The 20657-nt window shown below is 68.8% G+C and carries 20 protein-coding genes and 2 pseudogenes; 14 read left to right on the forward strand and 8 right to left on the reverse strand.

Annotation, left to right across the window (positions count from 1 at the left end):
- Nucleotides 1–427: 427 nt before the first annotated feature.
- On the forward strand, nucleotides 428–2146 hold the full coding sequence (gene ctaD / locus ACZ51I_RS14735) for an aa3-type cytochrome oxidase subunit I (protein WP_468875486.1): 1719 nt from the start codon (nucleotides 428–430) through the stop codon (nucleotides 2144–2146).
- Between the two features lie 152 nt (nucleotides 2147–2298).
- Nucleotides 2299–2589, forward strand: a complete 291-nt coding sequence (locus ACZ51I_RS14740) for a hypothetical protein (protein ID WP_468875488.1) — start codon at nucleotides 2299–2301, stop codon at nucleotides 2587–2589.
- Here the strand turns inward: ACZ51I_RS14740 and ACZ51I_RS14745 are convergent.
- Together ACZ51I_RS14745 and ACZ51I_RS14750 are read right to left on the reverse strand one after the other, a co-directional pair.
- On the reverse strand, nucleotides 2490–3008 hold the full coding sequence (locus tag ACZ51I_RS14745) for an SPW repeat domain-containing protein (RefSeq protein ID WP_468875490.1): 519 nt from the start codon (nucleotides 3006–3008) through the stop codon (nucleotides 2490–2492). The genes ACZ51I_RS14740 and ACZ51I_RS14745 overlap by 100 nt on opposite strands.
- A gap of 205 nt (nucleotides 3009–3213) precedes the next feature.
- A complete protein-coding gene (locus ACZ51I_RS14750) occupies nucleotides 3214–3501 on the reverse strand; it encodes a hypothetical protein (protein ID WP_468875493.1) in 288 nt (95 codons plus the stop codon).
- Between the two features lie 568 nt (nucleotides 3502–4069).
- Here ACZ51I_RS14750 and ACZ51I_RS14755 point away from each other — a divergent pair.
- The 3 genes from ACZ51I_RS14755 to ACZ51I_RS14765 all read left to right on the forward strand — a co-directional run bounded on the left by ACZ51I_RS14755 (nucleotide 4070) and on the right by ACZ51I_RS14765 (nucleotide 7497).
- The gene (locus ACZ51I_RS14755) at nucleotides 4070–4501 is read left to right on the forward strand and encodes an SPW repeat protein (RefSeq protein WP_468875495.1); all 432 of its coding nucleotides are present in this window, start codon (nucleotides 4070–4072) and stop codon (nucleotides 4499–4501) included.
- A gap of 811 nt (nucleotides 4502–5312) precedes the next feature.
- Complete coding sequence (locus tag ACZ51I_RS14760; RefSeq protein ID WP_468875497.1) at nucleotides 5313–5636, forward strand: hypothetical protein; 324 nt, start codon at nucleotides 5313–5315, stop codon at nucleotides 5634–5636.
- Between the two features lie 637 nt (nucleotides 5637–6273).
- Nucleotides 6274–7497 carry a hypothetical protein gene (locus ACZ51I_RS14765; protein ID WP_468875498.1) on the forward strand — a complete coding sequence of 408 codons (1224 nt, stop codon included), beginning with the start codon at nucleotides 6274–6276 and terminating at the stop codon, nucleotides 7495–7497.
- A 451-nt stretch (nucleotides 7498–7948) separates the two neighbouring features.
- Here ACZ51I_RS14765 and ACZ51I_RS14770 read toward each other — a convergent pair.
- Nucleotides 7949–8641, reverse strand: a pseudogene (locus tag ACZ51I_RS14770) (FAD-dependent oxidoreductase).
- Nucleotides 8642–8762: 121 nt separating this feature from the next.
- Between ACZ51I_RS14770 and ACZ51I_RS14775 the strand changes: the two are divergent.
- Nucleotides 8763–8999 (forward strand): hypothetical protein, encoded by a 237-nt coding sequence (locus tag ACZ51I_RS14775; RefSeq protein WP_468875500.1) that lies wholly within the window; start codon nucleotides 8763–8765, stop codon nucleotides 8997–8999.
- A gap of 451 nt (nucleotides 9000–9450) precedes the next feature.
- On the opposite strand, the gene ACZ51I_RS14780 is transcribed toward ACZ51I_RS14775, so the two are convergent.
- On the reverse strand, nucleotides 9451–10041 hold the full coding sequence (locus tag ACZ51I_RS14780; protein ID WP_468875501.1) for a TetR/AcrR family transcriptional regulator: 591 nt from the start codon (nucleotides 10039–10041) through the stop codon (nucleotides 9451–9453).
- A 532-nt stretch (nucleotides 10042–10573) separates the two neighbouring features.
- On the opposite strand from ACZ51I_RS14780, the gene ACZ51I_RS14785 reads away from it, so the two are divergent.
- Both ACZ51I_RS14785 and ACZ51I_RS14790 read left to right on the forward strand, forming a co-directional pair.
- Entirely contained in the window at nucleotides 10574–10993 is a 420-nt protein-coding gene (locus tag ACZ51I_RS14785; protein ID WP_468875503.1) for a DUF6841 family protein, read from the forward strand.
- A 145-nt stretch (nucleotides 10994–11138) separates the two neighbouring features.
- Nucleotides 11139–11675: a hypothetical protein gene (locus tag ACZ51I_RS14790; protein WP_468875505.1), complete on the forward strand. Its 537-nt coding sequence runs from the start codon at nucleotides 11139–11141 to the stop codon at nucleotides 11673–11675.
- A gap of 383 nt (nucleotides 11676–12058) precedes the next feature.
- Here ACZ51I_RS14790 and ACZ51I_RS14795 read toward each other — a convergent pair whose 3' ends face one another.
- From ACZ51I_RS14795 to ACZ51I_RS14805, 3 genes are all read right to left on the reverse strand, one after another.
- Nucleotides 12059–12442 (reverse strand): hypothetical protein, encoded by a 384-nt coding sequence (locus ACZ51I_RS14795; RefSeq protein ID WP_468875506.1) that lies wholly within the window; start codon nucleotides 12440–12442, stop codon nucleotides 12059–12061.
- A 137-nt stretch (nucleotides 12443–12579) separates the two neighbouring features.
- Nucleotides 12580–13149 (reverse strand): PASTA domain-containing protein, encoded by a 570-nt coding sequence (locus tag ACZ51I_RS14800; protein WP_468875508.1) that lies wholly within the window; start codon nucleotides 13147–13149, stop codon nucleotides 12580–12582.
- 65 nt (nucleotides 13150–13214) lie between these two features.
- On the reverse strand, nucleotides 13215–13925 hold the full coding sequence (locus tag ACZ51I_RS14805; RefSeq protein ID WP_468875510.1) for a hypothetical protein: 711 nt from the start codon (nucleotides 13923–13925) through the stop codon (nucleotides 13215–13217).
- Nucleotides 13926–15012: 1087 nt separating this feature from the next.
- On the opposite strand from ACZ51I_RS14805, the gene ACZ51I_RS14810 reads away from it, so the two are divergent.
- The 6 genes from ACZ51I_RS14810 to ACZ51I_RS14835 all read left to right on the forward strand — a co-directional run bounded on the left by ACZ51I_RS14810 (nucleotide 15013) and on the right by ACZ51I_RS14835 (nucleotide 19001).
- A complete protein-coding gene (locus ACZ51I_RS14810; protein ID WP_468875512.1) occupies nucleotides 15013–15840 on the forward strand; it encodes a hypothetical protein in 828 nt (275 codons plus the stop codon).
- A complete protein-coding gene (locus ACZ51I_RS14815) occupies nucleotides 15837–16685 on the forward strand; it encodes a hypothetical protein (protein WP_468875514.1) in 849 nt (282 codons plus the stop codon). Before ACZ51I_RS14810 ends, ACZ51I_RS14815 begins: the two co-directional genes overlap by 4 nt.
- Nucleotides 16682–16825, forward strand: a complete 144-nt coding sequence (locus ACZ51I_RS14820; protein ID WP_468875516.1) for a hypothetical protein — start codon at nucleotides 16682–16684, stop codon at nucleotides 16823–16825. Before ACZ51I_RS14815 ends, ACZ51I_RS14820 begins: the two co-directional genes overlap by 4 nt.
- A 145-nt stretch (nucleotides 16826–16970) precedes the next feature.
- Nucleotides 16971–17321 carry a nuclear transport factor 2 family protein gene (locus ACZ51I_RS14825; protein WP_468875518.1) on the forward strand — a complete coding sequence of 117 codons (351 nt, stop codon included), beginning with the start codon at nucleotides 16971–16973 and terminating at the stop codon, nucleotides 17319–17321.
- Between the two features lie 125 nt (nucleotides 17322–17446).
- Nucleotides 17447–18292 carry a GH25 family lysozyme gene (locus ACZ51I_RS14830; protein WP_468875520.1) on the forward strand — a complete coding sequence of 282 codons (846 nt, stop codon included), beginning with the start codon at nucleotides 17447–17449 and terminating at the stop codon, nucleotides 18290–18292.
- A gap of 118 nt (nucleotides 18293–18410) precedes the next feature.
- On the forward strand, nucleotides 18411–19001 hold the full coding sequence (locus tag ACZ51I_RS14835) for an N-acetylmuramoyl-L-alanine amidase (protein ID WP_468875522.1): 591 nt from the start codon (nucleotides 18411–18413) through the stop codon (nucleotides 18999–19001).
- A gap of 825 nt (nucleotides 19002–19826) precedes the next feature.
- Here the strand turns inward: ACZ51I_RS14835 and ACZ51I_RS14840 are convergent.
- Nucleotides 19827–20654: pseudogene (locus ACZ51I_RS14840) on the reverse strand (DUF1295 domain-containing protein).
- Nucleotides 20655–20657 lie beyond the last annotated feature (3 nt).

Consider the following 20657-nt stretch of genomic DNA (forward strand, 5'->3'; position numbering starts at 1 on the left):
CCTTCTCGACGCCGACCCCGCCATCACCACCGCCCGCGTCACCGAAACCCTTGGCGTCCGCCACGGCACCGCACAGCGCGCCCTGGCCCAGCTGTGTGCGTAACTCCACGGAGGGGAAACAGGCGCGGAGGTTCACAGAGGTCAGGTCGTTGCGGCGCACCTGCCCGGAAACTCTGCCCGGGAACGAGTGGCTCGGTCCGAGGCGACGGCGTGGGCGTGGGCGTAGGGGTGTGGGGGCGCACGTCGGCTGATGCCCCACGCCCGCCGAATGGAGTCTCTTGCTGCCGAAGGGAGAGCAGATCCCCACGTCAATGCCGGTGTGATGAGGAGACTGTTCCCGATTGCTCGTGTTCGGACGGTTACGGGGAGCGGTGGGGCCTATGGTCGCCCCGCCCACCCAGCTGTTTGAGCCCCTCACGGAGTCCACATGGTCGTTTCCACCGAACCACCCACCCTCGTGCCGGTGAAGAAGAGGGGCTGGGGGAGTGTCGTCGTGGACTGGCTGACGACAACCGATCACAAGAAGATCGGGCATCTCTATCTGATCACGTCGTTCGTCTTCTTCCTGCTCGGCGGCATGCTCGCCCTGCTGATCCGTGCGGAACTGGCGCGGCCGGGTCTGCAGATCGTTTCGGCGGAGCAGTACAACCAGGCGTTCACCCTTCACGGCACGGTGATGCTGTTGCTTTTCGCCACTCCCACGTTCGCCGGCTTCGCCAACGCGATCATGCCGCTGCAGATCGGCTCGCCCGATGTGGCCTTCCCGCGGCTGAACATGCTGTCGTACTGGATGTTCCTGTTCGGCGGCCTGATCGTCTTCTGCGGCATCTTCACCAGCCAGGGCACCGCGGACTTCGGCTGGACCGCCTACACGCCGCTCAGTGGTGGGGAACGCACGCCCTATGTCGGCGGCGACATGTGGATCATGGGGCTTGCGCTCGGCGGTTTCGGGACGATCCTGGGTGCGGTCAACTTCATCACGACGATCATCTGCATGCGTGCTCCGGGCATGACGATGTTCCGGATGCCGATCTTCACCTGGAACGTGCTGCTGACCTCGGTGCTCGTGCTGTTCGCGTTCCCCGTGCTGGCGGCGGCGCTGTTCGCGCTCGAGGCGGACCGGCAGTTCGGCGCGCACGTCTATGACCCGGAGAACGGTGGAGCCCTGCTGTGGCAGCACCTGTTCTGGTTCTTCGGCCATCCCGAGGTCTACATCATCGCGCTGCCCTTCTTCGGCATCGTCACGGAGATCCTGCCGGTCTTCTCACGTAAGCCGATCTTCGGTTACGTGGGGCTCATCGGAGCCACGATCGCCATCGCCGGCCTGTCGGTGACGGTGTGGGCACACCACATGTTCGCCACTGGCGCGGTGCTGCTGCCGTTCTTCTCCTTCATGACTTTCCTGATCGCGGTGCCGACGGGGGTGAAGTTCTTCAACTGGATCGGCACGATGTGGAACGGGTCACTCTCGTTCGAGACCCCGATGCTGTGGTCCATCGGGTTCCTCGTCACTTTCCTGTTCGGTGGTCTGACCGGGATCATCCTCGCCTCGCCGCCCATGGACTTCCACGTCACCGACAGTTACTTCGTCGTCGCCCATTTCCACTACGTGGTCTTCGGGACGGTCGTTTTCGCGATGTTCGCCGGGTTCTACTTCTGGTGGCCCAAGATGACCGGCACCATGCTCGACGAAAGGCTCGGCAAGATCCATTTCTGGACGCTGTTCGTCGGTTTCCACGGCACGTTCCTCGTCCAGCACTGGCTCGGGGCCGAAGGAATGCCCAGACGGTACGCCGACTATCTCCAGGCCGACGGATTCACGGCGCTGAACACCGTCTCGTCCATCGGTGCGTTCCTGCTGGGCATGTCCACCCTGCCGTTCTTCTACAACGTGTGGAAGACGGCCAAGACCGCCCCGCGGGTCACTGTGGACGACCCATGGGGCTTCGGCCGCTCCCTGGAATGGGCGACCTCCTGTCCGCCGCCCCGGCACAACTTCCTCACCCTTCCGCGCATCCGCTCCGAGTCGCCCGCCTTCGACCTGAACTTCCCGAGCCTCGCGGCGCTGGACTACTCCGGGTCGCACAAGCGGGACGTCATCGACGACCCCGGCGCCAGGCAGAACCCGCAGGACGGCGGAGCATGACCACGCAGAGGCGCCGGGAGTCGGCAGACTCCGCGGGGTTTCGGTCCCAGCACGACGGCGAGGCTCCCGGGACAGCCGGGTGTCATGTCGGCCGCCCGCACTCACCGGCCGCGGAGGCGAGTGCCGGCATCGCACAGCTGGAGGGCTACCTCTTGGCCCAGCGGGCCAAGAACGACGCCGCCGAGGCCGGTGCCGCGTTCGCCCGACGGTTCGCCTGGCTGGGGCCCCACGAGCAGGCGGAGGTCGCCCGGGCGTTCGCGGAGGAGCACCTGTCCGTGCGGCGCCGGATGCTCCGGGCCGCCGTCGCCCGCGCGGACGAACTCCGCGAGGAGTACAGCCGGCGCTACGCCTTCCTGCGCCGCCGCCTCGTGGCCGCCGTGCTCGGCCTGGTAGTCGCGGCGTCGGGTGTCGTCTGGGCCGTCGTGCCGCGCGTCGTCGACTGACGGGTCCGTCCGTGGTCCAGTCGCCACAGCAGTACGGACGCGACGCTGAGAACGATCAGGACACTGCCGGCCACGATGGCGAGCATGCGGTCAGCCGTGAGCACGGCGGTGTTCTGCGCGTCGAGGACGAACGGCGAGACGAGGAGCCAGACGCCCGCGAGGCCCACGACGACATCGGATCGCAGGCTACCGCCGCGGTAGATGCGCCACCCCGCGGTGAACGCGACGACGAGACCGACGAGCATCTCGTTGACCTGCGCGTCCTTCGGACCGACCTGCGTGGCCATCGGCATCAGCAGGAGCAGCACCGCGACCGCCAGCATGAGCAGGCCCAGGATCTGATCGTGCGCCCCCTGGCGCAGGACGTGCGGCGGGTCCGGGACACGCGGCCTCAGCCCCCGGTCGACGTGGACCACCATGGCCCTCATCTCCTCCCGATCGTGCGGCGCCCGGCGGGTACCCCCCGGGGCCCGGCGGCATGCGCCGGACGGCCACGGCGGCGATGAAGGCAGTCACCTGGTAGGGATCCGGCTCCATCCGGGCGATTCAGTGCCGGTACGCGAACCTGTACGGGATGATCGAGCACCGTAAGGCCGAGGCGATCATCGACTGGTCTGACGGAAGTCATTTCGGGCCGGCCCCACGCGGAGGAGCCGGCTGATGGAGGAGGGGCACGTGGACCCGACGACCCGGCGGGCCGGAGAGGCCGTAGACGTGCTCCTCATGCGCCGCCACGGCCAGATCCGTACCCTCTTCCTGGAGGTCCGCACCACCGAGGGCGAAGCCCGGACCGACGCGTTCCGGCGCCTGGTGCACCTGCTGGCCGTGCACGAGACCGCTGAGGAAGAAGTCGTTCAGCCCAGCGCCCTGTACCGCCTTCGACGGCGGCACGGAGGTGGTCGACAAGGCCATGACGTCGCGCGTCCCGGTTCCCCTTCAGCACCGATGTCGACACCCGGGTGCGGATCCGCCCGGCCATCGGCCGCAGCTCCGTTCCCGACCGCCGGGTGCGTTCGTCGAGTGCGCGACCCTTCCCGCGATCCCGCTGACGCTGGACACGTGCCGCATCGACGCCTGCGCGCTGGAGGGCGAGGTGGTTCCCGTAGGCGGCATGGGTGCGTGCCGGCAGATCAAGAACGACGTCTTCCTGTGCCCACCGGTCCTGCTCCTGATCGGCCGACTGCAGGACGCCCGGCTGGCCGCCTAGGGTCACGCCGACGCCGTGATCACCCTGCCGGTGGAACCGTTGGAGGCGTCGCAGTCCTCGCCTCACTGCTGTGCGGGCCGCGCTGGGGACCGTCCGGCATAGAGATTGGACCCTCACGTCCGTACCACCCGAGGGGCGCCCACACTCCGCGATGCAAAATTCATCCCTCTTGTCTATTTATGCCGGATTTATGGGTAGCCGATAGGTGAACGTCTTTCGGAGGTCATCATGGCGTCAACTCATCGTGCACCGATCGAAGAACACCCCGACCTGATGGAACTGCGTGCCCGGCACGACAGGGCCGCCGCCACCCCACGAGCGCAGATGATCGAGGCCCTCGCCGTAGTCACCGGCCTCTTCCTGGCCGCGTCTCCCTGGATCGTGGGCTTCAACGGCTTCACCACGCTGGCCGTCACCAACCTCATCGCCGGACTCGCCTACATGCTGCTCCTCGGCGGCCTCGGCACCTCGTACGAACGCACCCACTCCATGGCCTGGGCCGCGGCCGCCATCGGCATCTGGACCTGCGTCGCCCCGTGGGTCGTCGCTGGCGACGTCGCTCACACCCGCTCCATCACCAGCAACCTCATCACGGGAGCCATCGCCACGCTCCTGGCTCTCGCCGCCGCGTCCGCGGCCCGCGACCGTACCGACACCCGGGGCGGTTCCCGTGGCCGGCGTCACCCGATGGCCGGAGATCACTGATCCTTGACGGAAGTCCGGGCCCGGCTTGTCACCCCGGGCCCGGCCCTCTGTCCCCTCGCAAGCTCCGGCCGAGCGTGATCACTGCCACTGGGCGCGACGTGGCCGGTTCGCACGGTGAGCCCGGGCGCCCCATGGCGTCGGCGCGGACGGCGGGTCTGGGTCAGCACCGACTCGAACACCGACCCGGCGGAGCGACCTCACCGTCCGGCGGCTGGTGGGTGCCGGAGGCCAACGGCTTCTTCGCATCGGTGCGCATACGTAACACGGGCGCGGGAACGCGGCGGAAGTACGCCTTCGGCGGTGGCCGTCTGGCCGGGGTCCTCGACGCTACCTGCCGAGCCTGGGGCGACGCCGACGATGAGGACGTTGCCGGGTTCAAGCTGCGGGCGCCCGGGCGTCACTGCCGGGGCACGCGTCGAAACCCGCAGGAGCGTGGTGGCGAAGAGATCCGAGCCCGCAAGGGGTGGACCAGTCACCGGCCAGCGACAGCCGCACTCCACTGGCGCAGGACCACGAGACTGCCGTCTTCGAAAGCTGCTCGATAGCAGGCAGCCAGAGGGGGTGCCCACGTTCGGCTGGGCCGGGCGTGGGCACCGTGTCGACGGCGACATCTGGTGGCCCCACGGCGCCATGCACCGCGCCGCCGCGGCCTACGAGGCCGCGCGTAACGATAGCGGAGCAGCACCGCGTCGCCGGCGAATGCGGTACCTCCCAGGCTGACGAACTGAACTTCGCCGAACAGCTCCTGACCGGCCTTGGCCTCCGTGCCACGGCCTCCCCGCGAGATCGCCGCCCTCGTCCGTGCCACCAGGTGCCGATCACGATGTTCTCGGTCGCGCCGAAGTCCTCCGCGCCGAGATCCGCGCGGCTGGCCTCGTCGGTCCTGAGGCGATGCTCGAGCTCGAGCATCGCGTTCCACCGCGGCGTAAGCGACGACAGCCCCGGGTTCACGGCCGTTGCTGAGCGCCTGGACCAGCTCCCGGGCGGCGACCATGCGTACTACGCCGACATCGCGGGCTTCATGAACAACCAGGCGGCACCGAGGACGTCCGTGCAGTGGATCGAAGGCGAAGAGACGGTTCGCGGACGGGGGCGGCAGCTCGTCACCACCCGCCGCGCTCTCGTCCAGCACTGAGTGAGTTTCGACCATGTCGAGCGCCGCGTGGTCGAGGTGGTGGTACTACCAGCGGGTGGTGATGGCGCGCGTTGTGGTCAGGCGGTGGCGGCGCGGGGTGTCGTGGGAGGCCGTGGTGTGCGTGGTGTGCCATGGCGAGTCCGGGCGCGGCCGCGCCCTCGGACGCGGACCTCGGCACCTGGTGCGCGGCGTGCGGCGCCGACGGCCAAGCCGCCGACCTCATCGTCACCGCCCGGTCGACTCGATGTACATGAGGTGGCGCCGCCTGCACCGAGGCGGCATGCGCCAGGTCCAGCAGGACTGGTACGCCTTCCATGAGTAGGCCCCACTGCCGCGTCTACCTGTCCAACGTGCCGCCCAGCTTTCTCCAGACGCCGGCGTTAGCGACCGCCCTCATGCAGCAGATCACCCGCTCTTCCCGACGACGTCGCCGAAGAAGTCGCCCCCCCCGGGTCGCCCGCTCCCGGTTCCGTGCTCTTCGCCCCATCTCGTTTGCCTGGACGGTGTGGGGAAGAAAGGGATCGAAGGCATGGATGGGCCCTGCTGACCGTCAAGAGCGGCGTGCGCCCCTTCGAAGGTGCGTTGACGTGCACCTGTAGGGTTTCCGATGGGGAGAAGGATCGCGCAGGGGGAAGCGATGGACACGTCGAGCGCGCAGGGACAGGTGCACGAGCAGATCCGGGTCCGGCTGGCAGCGGCAGGGGGCGCTCATGCCGCCGACCTCGGTCGCATCGCCGAGGAGGCCGCCCTCCGGTTGGACGAGTGCGGGCAGGAACCCGACTTCGAGGTCCGGTCTGCCGACTTCGCGACCGATCCGTTCTTCGTCTGCGCCGACCGCTACTGGCGGCGGCGCTTCGCGGACAGTCCGTCCTCGGACACCGCCTTGGCCTGCGCACGCTGGATCGCCGTGCACACCACGCCTGGATGCCGCTCCGCTGTCCGCGAGCAGTGGACTCTTGGCAATGGATTCATCAACCGGTCCCACATAGAGACCCGCGAACAGCTCGACGAAGCGGCTCGAGGCATCGTAGGCCTCCCTGAGGCCGCCGATTTGGCCCTGACCATGCTGCTCTACCACGCGGGAAAACTCCGTGCGAACTTCGCCTTCGACGACCTGAACACCGTTCTCACCACCTCTGCCCTCGCCGTCACAGCCAGCCCCCACCGCGACGAGCCGGTGGTCCTGGCACTGCGCTCCTTCGCGGCGTTCGGCAGCCGCGCCCTGACCACCGAACACGCCCGCGACCTCCTTGACCGGGCCTGGGCGGCCCCGCACCGCTCGCGGCATGTGGTGGATGTGTGCCTGAACGGGCTGGCGTTCTCGGTGCCCTTCGACGGCCAAGGTGAACTCCTGCGCCGGCTCGCGCAGGAGGCCGTGAATACCTACCCCGACAATCACATGTTCCGTTTCCGCCTCGCCACCGCCCACCACCTGTGTGCCGACCACGAGGAGGCCCTGTCACACGTCGACGCCGCTCTGGCCCTGCTCGCCCACCACGGGGCATTCAGCCGCGAACTGCTTCTGGAGCAATACCTTGTCAAGCGGGACGCCATCCAGGAAGCCCGGCTACGGGCGGCTCGCGAGGCAGAGCATGAGGCCCGTTGGCAGCACCAAGACGCCGCCAACGCTGAACTGGAGCGTGCCATGCACCGCTCCTCCATACGGGCCGTCGAACTCGTTGCCGTGTTCACTTCGGCAATCGCCTTCGCGGTCGGCTCCCTCCAGGTCACCCTCAGCGGCACACTGAAGTTGCGCGAGCGGCTGTGGCTGATGACCACCCTGGGCGCGGGGCTGACCGTGTTCGCCCTGCTCATCGTCGGTGGCACCTGGCTGATCACCCGCAGGCGCTCCCGCCGCTGACCACAAACCGCCTCCTGCCAAACGCCTGGAGCTGGCTGGCCATGGGGTCGCCTCTCGCTTGTGCGTCCGTCCGCGGGGCAGGGGTCCTATTAGTGGGGAGATCTCCCTGAGCCGGGTACCGGCGGCTGTCCTCCGGCTCGTACAGGCCCGCCGCGAGGGCCGCTTCCCCGACCTGGTCGACACGCTCCGCGAGGTCCACGTCCCGCCAGCCTGGCCGGACGCGGGTACCTTCCTGCGCGAGAGCGTCGACGGGTTCGCCCTGGATTGCACCCGCGGTCAACAGCACGCGCTGTACGTCGCGGCGGAGAAGGACACTCTGCGCCAGGTGCTCACCGGCTGGCTCGCTGAATACGGCATCCCGGCCCCTGGTGGTCCGCGGTTTCGGATCCCAGTCCTACGTCGACGTCGTCCGCCGACGCACCACCCGCGACCCCCACGAAGTCCACCTTCTCTACAGGCCCAGGCTCGACAGAACCGCCTTCGCCGCGTTCTCGCCCGACGTGGCCGCGTCGGCGAGCGACGGCATGTCGAGCTGGTGGTCGCCGGCCAGGTGGATCGGTCCGAGGGGATGGCGCAGCGTCGGCAGCGACTCGCGCCCCCGGGGTGCCCAGCACGGCACCACTCGGTGGTGGCGTCGCACGATCGCCTCCCCGAGCTGCCCTTCGAGCTGGGGGTAGACCGAGAGCAAGTCCCTGGAGAACCGCGCGACGATCTCTTCGTCGGAGAGCTCGAACAGGGCGTCGGCCGAGGCACCGTCGGCGAAGCAAGCAAGCGCACCGCCCGGCTTCCGCGGACCGTTCTTGCGCAGGGCGGCAGCGTGGTTGAACATCGCCTGGAAGGCAAGCTGCGGTGTCGACACGCCCAGGAGCCCGTCCCAGGGCTGCGGCCCCTCCTCCCCGGTGAAGAAACCGACGATCACGTACCGGCCGTAGCGGATGTCGTCGAACGCTTAGCGGTGCGCCCGTGGAAGTTCGGGAAGGATCCGTGACGCGACGTCGCTCGGAGCCGAGACGATGGCGCGTTTTGCGCGTAGACGCACGGGGCGGCCCGCGACGACGTAGTTCACGAGGACCCCGTCTCCGTTCTGCTCCACGGACCGGACGGCCGACCCGAGCCGAAGGTGTTCGCCGAGGTCCGTGGCCAGAACGTCGTCCCCGCCGTTACCTGCCCCGTCACCCTTACTGCCCGGAGGTTCTGCGCGCTCCCCTTCCGTCCCGGCTCCGGCCGGGACGCACGTCCGTCAAATGTTTCTGACCGTCAATGCGGTGCCCCTCGGCATCGGCATCGGCGTCGTGCTGTCCTGCTCCACCGCGCTCACCGCGGTCCAGGTGTACGGACGCCTCACGCTCGGCATCGTATGGGGCATGCTGCAACTCCTCGTGTTCCTCGGCAGCGTGTGGTGGTACGAGGACCGGTCCGCGCGCCTGCGCGAGCCCGGTCAGCGGCCAGGAGCCGTCCAACTCGCCTGCGCGGGTCGGGAGTCGGGGGCGGTCAGCCGGTGACGACTCGTTCCTCCTGAGCTCGGGCGTACTCGATCCGCCGCGACTCCACCGGCACGGCCCTCTACCTGCCCGGCGATAACGAACTCCACCGCGACAAGGCCGGCAAGGTCACCGGAACCCGCTCCTACGGGGGCGTTGCCATGTACAAGGGGGCAAACAGTGATCGCCGACCAACCAGGCATGATCGACCGTTCAGATCCTTCATGGCCCTTGCAACCTGTGCCGATATGGCGTGCGCGGAGCCCGGTGCCCAGACGCGCTTTAGGGGCAGCCGTCCACCGGGCCGCCCAAACAACTGCTCAGCCGCACCGCCCACTCCGACGTCTCCCCCGGCACCCCTGAACTCCTGGCGGAGCCGGGGCTTGAAGACGACGCTCGTGGGCCGAGTTGCGCGGCGCGCCGGACGTTCTGGGCGGTGCCGGCGGACCGGGAGTCGGTCCCGATGCTGCGGTCACGAGCTGGACGCTGGCCCGTCCGCTCCGTACCGAAGGCCGTCGAGAAGCAGGTCGAGGAGGCGGCCGGCCCGTTCGCGTTGGGCGGGAGCGCTGGTGATCAGCCCGATGCCGGCCAGGCTGAAGCCGACATCGACGGGGTTGAGGTCCGGGCGCAGGAGACCGGCGTCGGCGCCGGCGCGCAGCAGGCTGCCGACCGCGGTGGTGAGCTTGTCGAGGGTCTCGGCGAAGGGGTCCGCACCGGATGCGGCTGCGGCCCGCAGCGCGTCCGCCATGCCCTGCTTGGCAGCCAGGTAGTCGATGAAGTCGTCCATCCACAGGCGGAGCGCCCGGTCCGGGGCGTGGTCGGCGAGCAGCGTCGCGGCGCTGTCGCAGACACGGGCCAGCTCGTTGCGGTAGGCCGCCTCGACGAGCGTCTCGCGCGTGGGGAAGTGGCGGTAGAGCGTGGCTGAGCCGACGCCCGCGGCCTTGGCGATCGCGTCGATCGCAACGTCCGGGCCCTTTTCGGAGAAGGCGCGAACGGCCGCTTCGAGGATGCGCTCCCGGTTGCGGCGGGCATCGGCGCGCAACACGCTCGACTTGCCGGTCAAGGCTGTTCCTTTGTCATGGGACCAGTCTATCTGGACAACCGGGGAGTTCTCCGGTTACGGTTTAGCTAACCGGGGGACTCCCCGGTTATGGCGTTGCCATTTACGCTCCACGCGCAAGGAAATGGCGATCATGGCAGCACAGCCAGCCCATCGGTTCCGGCTTCGGGGAGCACAGCACCGCGGCCGAGGTCCTAGCGGGCCTCGACCACAAGGCCCGCCGTCGTGACCGGCGGCAGCTCCGGACTGGGGCTGGTGGCCATGCGCGCCCTGCGGGGCGTCGACGCGACTGTCGTCGTCGCCGTCCGCCGCCCGGAGGCGGCCGTGGAAGTCTTCGACGCACCGGACCGGGTCGCGGTACGCCGCCTCGACCTGGGCGACCATGTCCGAGACCCGCCTCGGCCTCGGCTGGCAGGCGCGGTTCGCCACCAAGCGCTGAGGCTGGCACTCGCAGTCGACCGGTGACACGACGGCGAAGCGCACTCCTCTTCAAGGAACCCACACCTGAAATCTCTGTAAGAGAGGTCACAAAATCATGACGCACACCGATCTGACCGCCGTCGCGAACGAAGCGCGGGCATGGTTCGACGGATACGTTGAGACGTTCATCGGACTGGCGGCGAAGGGGAGCATCGACCCCGCGCCGCTCCTCGACTACTTCTCCGTGCCGATCAGTATGACCACCGGGACGGCCCACAACGTATTCACCTCCGCCGAGGCACTCTCCCAAGGACTCGCACACGAACTGCGCGGACTGCGCGACGCCGATTATGGAGGCAGCAAGGCCCTCGACCCGGTGGTGCGCGCCCTCAACGAGCGGGCCGCAGAGATTGAAGTTACCTGGGCACGCCAGGACAGGCAGGGGCGGGAGTTCCAGCGCGTCCGTGTGCTCTACCTCGGGGCCCGGACCGACGCGGGCTGGCGGACAGTCGCTTCCGTGATCCTGGACAGCTGACGAAGCTGTTGCCCTCCCGGGTGCCCGCTCGTGTCGGGCCATGCGTCTCGCTGTCTCGCGTGGTCACTGAGGGACTGGCCAGGGTCTGTCACCTGTATGACCCCGCAGCGAGCAGCGAAGCACGGCTTACGCGTATTGCGGCGGCGTGGTGGGACAGCTGCCGGGAGCAACTGACTGCAGCCCGCGAGTTGTATCCCGACCGGAAACTGCAGCCGGCCGAGGTCGACTCGAGGAAGACCCAAAAGAGATCGAAGGCGCAGGCATCTCGATCGGCCTCGACGGGCGAGGGAAGCCGAACAGGCTCGTCCACGGTGGCACCACGGCGAACCTGTCGGTCTCCCTCGTGGACGTCCTGCGGATGCAGCGGGCGCAGATTCCAGCCTGGTACCGGATATCGTCCGGTGCCTCACACAACACACTGTGGCTCGTGCAGCAGGACTCGACGATGACGCCCGATGGAACGGTGATCATGCGTGCAGACCCCGACACCATCACCGCAGCCACTCTCGCCGTTCTGGGAGCCATCGAAAACGTCACACAGACCTTCGGCGCCTCCTACGGCCATCAGGGGACCGAGGCAGCGGTGAAGACCGTGCAGCGACGCACCACTGCCGTGATCAGACTCAGCCACAAAACGCGCGACCAGATGGAAGCAGGACGCTCAGCAACGCCCGCACCGTGATTCAGACATTCAGGCGTAGCGGTCTGCCGGAAGCGGAATCGGCAGCTGCCGAGTGCCTGATCACTCTGGTCCTGGCCAAGCGGCACGACACCCTCCTCAGCGGGGTTGGCCACTTGGAGGGAACGCCCGGATGTACAACCTCGCCCTCGCCGGATAGATCAACGGGCTGTACGGCAGCCATGCGCACCTGACGCGCCCCGAAGATCATTTACGGGACAGCTCTTAGCGGGGTTTCATTCTCCCCAGCAGTTGCCTTCCGCCGCGACGCATCGAGGCAGGTCACGGGGTGAAGGAACTCCCGTGGAGTTGCTACTCACCGTATCCGGCGCGTGTTTGCAGCCACCGCGTGAGCAGCGGTGGCGGAACAGCGCCGCCGGGCGGTCTCAGGCCATGGTTTCTACGATCTCCGCAACCATCTCCGAAGTGGTCTCCGGGCGCAGGAAGGCGAACCGGGCGACGGTCTCGCCTTCCCGGCCGGTGGGTGCGATGAACGCGGTCTGGCCGGCGAGGAGGCGGGCTGACCATTCCGTGTAGTCCTCAGCGGTCCAGCCGGTGCGGCGGAAGAGGACGGCGGAGAGCTCAGGTTCGCGGATGAGTTGGAGGTACGGGGTATTTTTGATGAGCGTGGCGGTGTCGCGGGCCAGGGTGAGGGCTTTCTCTATGGCCTCGCTGTAGGTGGACGGCGAGGGAGAACCACAGGGGGAGGCCGCGGGCGCGGCGGCTGAGGCGGTGGGCGTAGTCGCTGGGGTTCCACTGGGTGTCGTCATCGGTGCGCAGGGCGTCGAGGTAGGAGGCGTCCTGGGTGTGGGCCGCTCTGGCCAGGCGTGGGTTGCGGTAGAGGAGGGCGGCGCAGTCGAGGGGGACGAAGAGGCAGCACCCCGGACGGGCGCTCTGGCGACCGCGCTCAGCCGGAGCGGTACCCCCACCGGGCCGCGCCGTCCTTACCCATGAAGCACTTCGCCGGACGCCCGTCGGAAGTCGTGGCGGTGGCACCTACGGGGGAGCAGAACTGACCGAAACCAACGCCGGAACCGGTGCCGGAGCCGCCGCTTGTGTCGCTTGTGCCATCCGACCCCCCGGAGGAACCGTCGTCCCATGACCCGTCGCCGCTTCCTCCCGACGTAGCACCGTACGAGGCGGAGTCACGAGACGGCTGAGCACGCGGCTTGGGCTTCGAAGTCGCTTGCGAGCCGGACTTGGGCTTCGGCTTCGGCTTCGGTTTCGGTTTCGGCTTCGGGCTGGGCGTGGTGCAGGAGGCGTCCGGATCGATGAGCCACAGGTCAACCTGGGTGGTGACGGGAACCTCGATACCCGCCTCCGGCTGCTGCCGGCAGACCTGCCAGTCCGCCAGGCTCTGGCGCCGGTCGTCCAGATGCTGCCCGGTGTGCGCGTGGAAGCGCGTGACGCGGTCGAGGTCGAGCGCCGCGAGCGTCCGCGACGCGGCGTCGAACCGCTCGCCGACGAGATCCGGCATCACGACGCGCCAGGTCCCGTTCAGTTGCGAGGGTCACGGCTCGGCCTCCGGAACCGCGTAGAACGTCAGCGTCCGTCGTACGGGCGGTTTTGCTCGCCGGGGGAGGGGTTCTGGAAGCAGACTCGCCAGTCGGCCTGAGCGGCCGTCACCGTCCGGTACGCGGAGGACGCGTCGGCAGCCGCCACCCGCCACGACCCGCGGCGCGCCGTCGCGGCGGCCGTGGCCAGGGAGGCCCCGTGGAAGTCGGGCACGGCTGGCGCGTGGTCCGTCCCGCCCCGCGCCACGGCGTCGGGCTGCCCGGGCCCGCTCAGCGCGGCGACCAGCGCCGCCGCGGCCATCACGACCCCTGACACCGGGTGCCGCCATATCCACGTGGAGGTCCGCTTCCCGCCGCCGGGGCGCAGGGGCGAGCCTGGCGGCAGGAGCCTTCCCGCTGCTTCCAGGAACTCTCCCTTCGGATCGAGCTTGGAGTCGTGCAGCTTGTGCGGTTTTCCCTCCACCAGGATCTCGACGGAGTCGAACATGCCGTACGCGCTCCGCAGGATCCACAGCGGCCCGGTCACGCGGGTCACCTTCGGTGCCAGGAGGTTGCGGAAGAGGAGGAGCCCCTTCCCGGTGAGCACGGCGTAGCCCCAGCCGTCGTGATAGACGGACCGGACGGCCTCACCCACCCCGAGCTCCTGCAGCAGGACCTTCTTGTGGCTGTCGGAGAGGGAGATGCTCTCGCCCGACGCGACGGTGGCGGTACGCGGGTCGTCGGCCAGCGGATCGGACACAAGCTTCCCGTGCTCGGAGGTACGACGGACGGCCCGAGGAAGGCCCGCACGGCGGTCCCGGACGTACGGGATGCTAGCCGTTGCCCATCGAAGCCGCTGGTCCGGGCCTCTGTCCGCCGGTCCACGCGCACACCGGGGGCCAAGCGGAGGCACGCTGGTCGTTGAGGCGGGTGGCATGCGGGCGCTTTGATGCGGTTCGACGTACCCCATCAGGGGGCGGTTCGCGTGATCGATGGGAGACGGCATGCCCGGCACGTTCGTGTTCCTGAAGGAAGAGTTCAGATCGACGAGGTGATGAGTCGCGCCGCGTTCACCGCCGTCGAGACCGGCGCTTGCCTAACTTGTTGCAGCTTGTCGACCTGCAGAATCAGTTGACAACCGTAGATAACGATCGGCATCGGCGACGTCGCCGGCGTCACTGCGCTCGCGTTCGGCCGGGCGCCGCGCGTGCTCGTAGAGCCAAGTGGCCTGCCAGGCCAGCGAGGTGCCGTAGAGGATATGGGCGAAGGACCGGATCTTCTGGGGTCGTCCCCGGCACCAAGCGTCACTCCAACGACGGCATTCGCGGCGAAGCACGCGAGATCCACGTCGAGTTGTACCGCGACCAATGGGACTAACACTCCCACCGACGAGTTCGCCTCATCGGGCACCATGACTGAGGCATCAGGACACTCGCGTCTGCTATGGCCAGGGCCAGAAAACGTTCCGTGCTTTGGAAGGGTCGAACCACGTTCAGCCCGAGCGGACGTCAATTCTCTTCGACAGACCCGTACAACCGTCCGGGCCGGTCGTGAGTCTGACCTGCGACATCGTGGACGTCCTGGTCAGACTCATGGAGAGAATCCGTCCCGTGAACCCTCGTTTGCACCCCGCTCCTCGTCGGCTCGGCGCGGCAGTCGTCGCTGGCCTCCCCGTCGCTGCCGGCGCCCTGACAGCCGCTCCCGCCACGGCTGCCCCGACAGCCGTCCCGTCCGCGGCCGCGGAGGTGTAGGAGGGCGGCCTGCTGCCACTCCCGGCGGGCGAGATCGCGGGGGTGGGTACGAGCGGCTACCTGGTACGCGATTCCCGGACGTACGTCAATCGTTGGGTGCGCTTCGACACCGGGGCGGTCACCAAGCTGTCCTACGGCCTGTCGTACATCCAGGGGTCGGACAGCGTCGTGGAGCAGCCCAGCGTCGGCGCGACGACGGTCCGTGACATGGCCACGGGGCAAGTGGTCCTGAGCGTCGACCAGGGCCGGCTCTACGGCGCGAGCGTCTGGGGCGCGGCCGGCTCCACCCTCTTCTTCACCGTAGCCGACCAGGCCACGGGCCACGAAACCCTGTACCTCTTCCGTCCCGGAACGAACGGCACTGCCGTCCGGGCGGTGGCGACCGGGCTGCCTGCCGACGCGACCGCGATCTGGCCGGAGTCGGTGAAGGGCCCGTCCGTCGCGCTTGCCTATAAGGCGGGTGGCAAGCAGTACCGGGCCACGCTCGACCTCGCTTCGGGCGCGGTGAGCGGCGCGCAAGGGGTGGTGGTACCTGCCGACGCCCTGTTCAGGTATCCCGGGGACATGTCCCCGACCCTGCGGGCTTGGATGACGGAGGACGCTGCTGCCAAGGTCAGTCTGGTGCTGGAGGACAGGAAGACCGGCGCCCGTCGTTCCTTCGCCCTGGGCCGGCCGTACGACCCTGCGGTCCACGTGATCGGCGACTGGGCGTTGTGCGCCGACGATCAGCTGTTCATGGAGCCTTCTCCGCTCCAGGCTCTCCGCGCCCGCTCGTTCGCGGGGGCCGAGTTCAAGCTGCTGGACACCTACAGTCACGCCGTCCGGGAGCCGGACGGCGCCCTGCTCGTGCAGGGCGGCACGCTGGGGGCGAAGGCCTCTTCCGGATCAGGGCCGGGGCGGACGGCAAGCCCGCCGCGACCATGATCGCGAGCAACGGCGTACCGGTGAAGCTTGCCCTGGCGCCCTCGACGATCCCCTCCACCGTCGACCTCGACAAGAACCGCGGCCAGGTGAACCTGGACTGGTCTTTGTCCCGGCTCAACGTGCAGGTCAAGGTCACGCTGCGTCACCAGCGCACGGGCAGGACGGCAATCCGGACGGTTGTCCCGCCCTACAACGGCTACGTCGCCCCTCACATAGCCCGAATCCGCTGGGACGGCCTGCTGGACAGTGGCGAGCGCGCCTTCAACGGGGCGTACGACTGGCAGTTCACGGCCACCCCGCTGGACAAGCTCGGCCCCGCCGTCAGCGCCTCCGGTTCCTTCACGGTCACCCGCAAGGTCAACCCGCGCGATCTGAACGACAACGGCTCTCCCGACCTGCTGGTACGGGAAAGCAACGGCACCCTGACCCGCCTCGACACCGGCCACAGGGCGGGGATTCCGGGCAGTGCGGTCGTTCCCCAGACGATCGGCGGCGGCTGGCAGACGTACGCCACACTCACCGGCGGCTCCGACGTGACCGGCGACGGCCGCAGCGACCTCCTCGGCGTCGACAAGGCCGGCGTCCTCTGGCTCTACCCGGGTACCGGCAACGCCCAGGCGCCCTTCGCTGCCGACAAGCGGATATCGGCGGCGGCTGGAGCGGCTGCGACCGCGTCGCCGCCACCGGCGACCTGGCGGGCGGCCCGGCCGGTGACCTCGTCGCCCGCGACCGTGCCGGAGTTCTGTGGCTGTACCTCGGCAAGGGCGACGGCACCTTCGCCACCCGGACAAGGATCGGCGGAGGCTGGGGTGGCTACAAGGACATCACCGGCTCGGCGGACGTGAACTCCGACGGCCACAACGATCTCGTCGGCTTCGACGGCCTGAGCAACTTCGTCCATCCCGGCACGGGCGACTGGAAGCGGCCTCTCGAGTCCAGGTGGGAGCTGGGATCGGTCCCTTACGAGTTCAACCTGCTGGCCTGATGCCAGCAGGCGGTCGGCGGGACCGTCTTGCCGGCCGCAGCGTGGGCGCCCCAAGCTTTTGCAAGGACGTCACCGCCCTCGCCGAGGCTCTGCTGGCCGCGTCTGCGCCCAGGTCGACCGCGACAGTCAGGCAGGGCCGCTGCTCGTGCTGACCCAGCGGGTGCCGCAGTACCAGCAGCCGCGCACAGGGGGACAGACGGGAAGCCTGGCGGCATGGAACGGGGAGGACGTCGACGCCCTACTCGCCCGGATGGGAAACGCACGGCTGTCGGGGCCGGGGCTGGACGCTCCGCTGACAACGGAGGCCGGCGAGCGGGCCTACCTCCAGCGGTTCTTCGGCTCGGCGGACGTCCGCTTCAAGGCCAGCCAGGACGCCTTCGGCAGGACCACGGCCTACGTGGAGTGGCACGGCACGGTCTCCGGACCGAAGAGCAAGAACATCCCTGCGGAAGAGCTGCTGGATTCGTCAGCGTCCCTTACCTGCACACGCTTCTGATGGGCCAGGTTGCTCGTCGTGCTCTTACGGATCCGGGGTCACTTTACGCGCGTAGCTTTGACGTGTACAACTCACCTTGCACCCTCCGGACTTGGTCGTACCGCCAACACCTTTGGAGGTCCCCCATGCACGTCTCCAGATCCCGCTTGACCCCCCTGAGCCGCGCCGCCGCCACCCTCGGCGCCCTCACCGTCACCCTCGGCCTGCTGGCCGGCAGCACCGCCCAGGCCGCGCAGTCCCAGGGCGACCAGATCCCGCTGGGCACGGGCTACCTGGGCGTCACCATGCACAACACGCAAACGGCCCCAGGTTCGGTCAGCCCCATGGCTGCCACCGACGGCGTCCAGGGCATCGACGTCTCGCACTATCAAGGGACGATCAACTGGACCTCGGTGCGCAACGCCGGCAAGCAGTTCGCCTGGATCAAGGCCACCGAGGGCACCAGCTACAAGGATCCGATGTTCGGCGCCAACTACACGAACGCCTACTACGCCGGTGTGATCCGCGGCGCGTACCACTTCGCCCGGCCCGACGCCTCCAGCGGGGCGACCCAGGCAAACTTCTTCGCGTCCAACGGCGGCGCCTGGTCCAAGGACAACCTCACGCTGCCCGGTGTGCTGGACATCGAGGGCAACTGCTACGGCCTGTCCCAGACCTCGATGCGCAACTGGATCCTGGACTTCTACAACACGTACAAGACCCGGACCACGCGAGACATCGTCATCTACACCAGCCCCAGCTGGTGGAACACCTGCACCGGCGGCTGGACCGGCATGGCCACCCGCAGCCCGCTCTGGGTGGCCCACTGGACCACGGCCGCCAGCCCCACGGTCCCGACCGGCTTCCCGGCCTGGACGGTGTGGCAGTACACCAGCACCGGCACGGTGTCGGGCATCTCCGGCAACGTGGACCGCGACAAGTTCAACGGCACCCGCGACCGGCTCCTGGCCCTGGCCAACAACACGCCGTGACCGCGGGCGGGTGACAGCCCCAAGCAGGTGGGCCGCCGACGACCGTCGAGCGGCCCACCGCGCCTGGGCCTGCACGGCACGAACACGCACACTTCACTGACTGCGTTACGGAGCCCCCATGGACATCGCGAACCCGTCACGGCGCGGCCTGCTGAAAGGCGCGGCCGTCGCCGCCGGCGCCACCGCGCTCGGACCCCTCACCGCCGGCACAGCCCGCGCCGCAAGCTACCCGACCACCCACTGGATCCCCGCCAGCACCTCGAACTACACCGTCTCCAACCGGCCCACCAGCTATGCCATCGACCGGGTCATCATCCACGTCACCCAGGAGTACTTCCAGGACGCCAGGCGGATCTTCCAGGACCCCGCACGGAAGGTGTCGGCGCACTACATGCTCGCCTCCGCGGACGGCTACATCGCCCAGTTCGTCCGGGAGAAGGACATCGCCTGGCACGCGGGGAACTGGAGCTACAACACCCGCAGCATCGGCATCGAGCACGAGGGGTGGGTCGACGACCCCAGCTGGTTCACGGATGTGATGTACCGACAGTCGGCGCAGCTCACCGCCGCGATCTGCACCCGGTACGGCATCCCCAAGGACCGAACCCACATCATCGGACACTATGAGGTGCCAGGAACGGACCACACCGATCCCGGTCCATACTGGAATTGGGCCACGTACATGACGTACGTCAAAGCTGCCGTCTGACCGGCTTGGGCGTGCTCGCTGCGGGCTGCGCCCCCTCTGCCGCTCCTCATCGCCGCCGGCGCCCTCATCGGCCTCATCACCGTGGCCGCTCAGGTCGTCGGCCCGCGGGCGGCCGGACTGGGGCCTTCGACCACCGGGAGCGGGTCGATGGCCGGCATGCTGCGGGCCCGCATCTTCAGCGTTGCACTCGGCACATGGCTGGGGTGGCGGCACCCCTACCTTTGGCCGCGGTGTAGGTCCTGCTTCGCGACCGAACTGTCCATACGGAAGGGTTCGACGTGCAGCAGTACGGCCTGGTTTACGCGCACTTTCAGGCCCAGGCCTCAGCGGGCACACGCGGCGGATCATGGTGTGTCCCCCGTGGGGCATGCGCAGGCCCATCACTCGGGCCCCCGCGGAGTGAGCGCGGGTGAGGTAGGACCAGGTGTCCTGGGCAGAGGTGACGCGGTCTGCTTCGTCGTGAAGCGCGCAGATCGTGCGGCCGCTCAGATGGGCGGTCGGTTCTGTCGGCGGGCACCACGGAGCGAGTGCGCGGTGGATGTCGGCCACGGGGTGGGCGTGGTGGCCGTTCCAGCCGCGATGCCGGTAGCGGACGTGGGCGACGAGGACGTCGTCGTGGGCGGTGACGTGTGCGATGGCGGTCGCGAAGGGCCGCATCCGTAGTGCGGGCAGGTTGAGCGTGGAGGGTGTCTGCAGTGCGTCCGCGCGGCCGCCGTGGAGGACGAGGACGGCGGCCCGTGCTCCCGGTAGCGGGCGGTGGACGAAGAGCGGAGCCAGCGCCGGAGTGGTGCTCGTATCGCGGAAGGGCGGCGTCGGGGGCACGTCTCACCTCCTCGGCTTCGCGTGTGCGCGCCCTCGGCGGGGCGGCAGGGGCAGGAAGCCGCTGGTGCGGGCGACGTAGTCGTCGTATCCGGGATGGTGGGCCATGTGTCTTTCGAGGAGGCGTTTGCCGCTGCCGACGGTGAGCAGCAGTGTCATGACGATGGGCGAGACCGCGCTGATGAGGGCGGCCTGCCAGCTGGTGCAGGCGAGGAGGAACAGGCCCCACCAGACGAGGCTGTCGCCGAACTAGTTCGGGTGACGGGTCCACGCCAACAGCCCGCGGTCCATGATGCAGCCCCGGTTGGCCGGGTCGGTCTTGAAGCGGGCCAGCTGGTGGTCGCCCACGGCCTCGAAGCCGATCCCCACCGTCCATACGGTCAGCCCCGCGGCATCGAGCCACTCCCAGGGGCGCGGTGCTGTAGGAGGCTGTCTGGACGGGCAGGGAGATCAACCAGACCAACGCGGCCTGAAGGAGGTACACGGTCCGCAGCGCATGCCAGGTGCGGCTTCCGCGAGCTTTCCCGAGAAGCTCGGCGTACCGCGGGTCTTCGCCGTGGCCCCGCGAGCGGCGGGCGATGTGTGCAGACAGCCGCAGCCCCCAGACGATGGTCGCGACGGCGACGAGCAGGCGCCGGGCGTCGTTGCCTTCCCCCGCGGAGAGCAGATAGCTGACGGCCGCGACGGCACTGAAGGCGACACCCCAGGCGATGTCGACCATACGGTGCAGGTCCCGTCGTACGGGATAGCGAACGTGGCGAGCAGCACCCCCGCCGCCACAGTAGCGGTGGTCGCGAGGTCCGAGGCCGGTGGTCCCCATGCGAGGCCGTTCACGAC

The organism is Streptomyces sp. NPDC034084 (assembly GCF_055575535.1).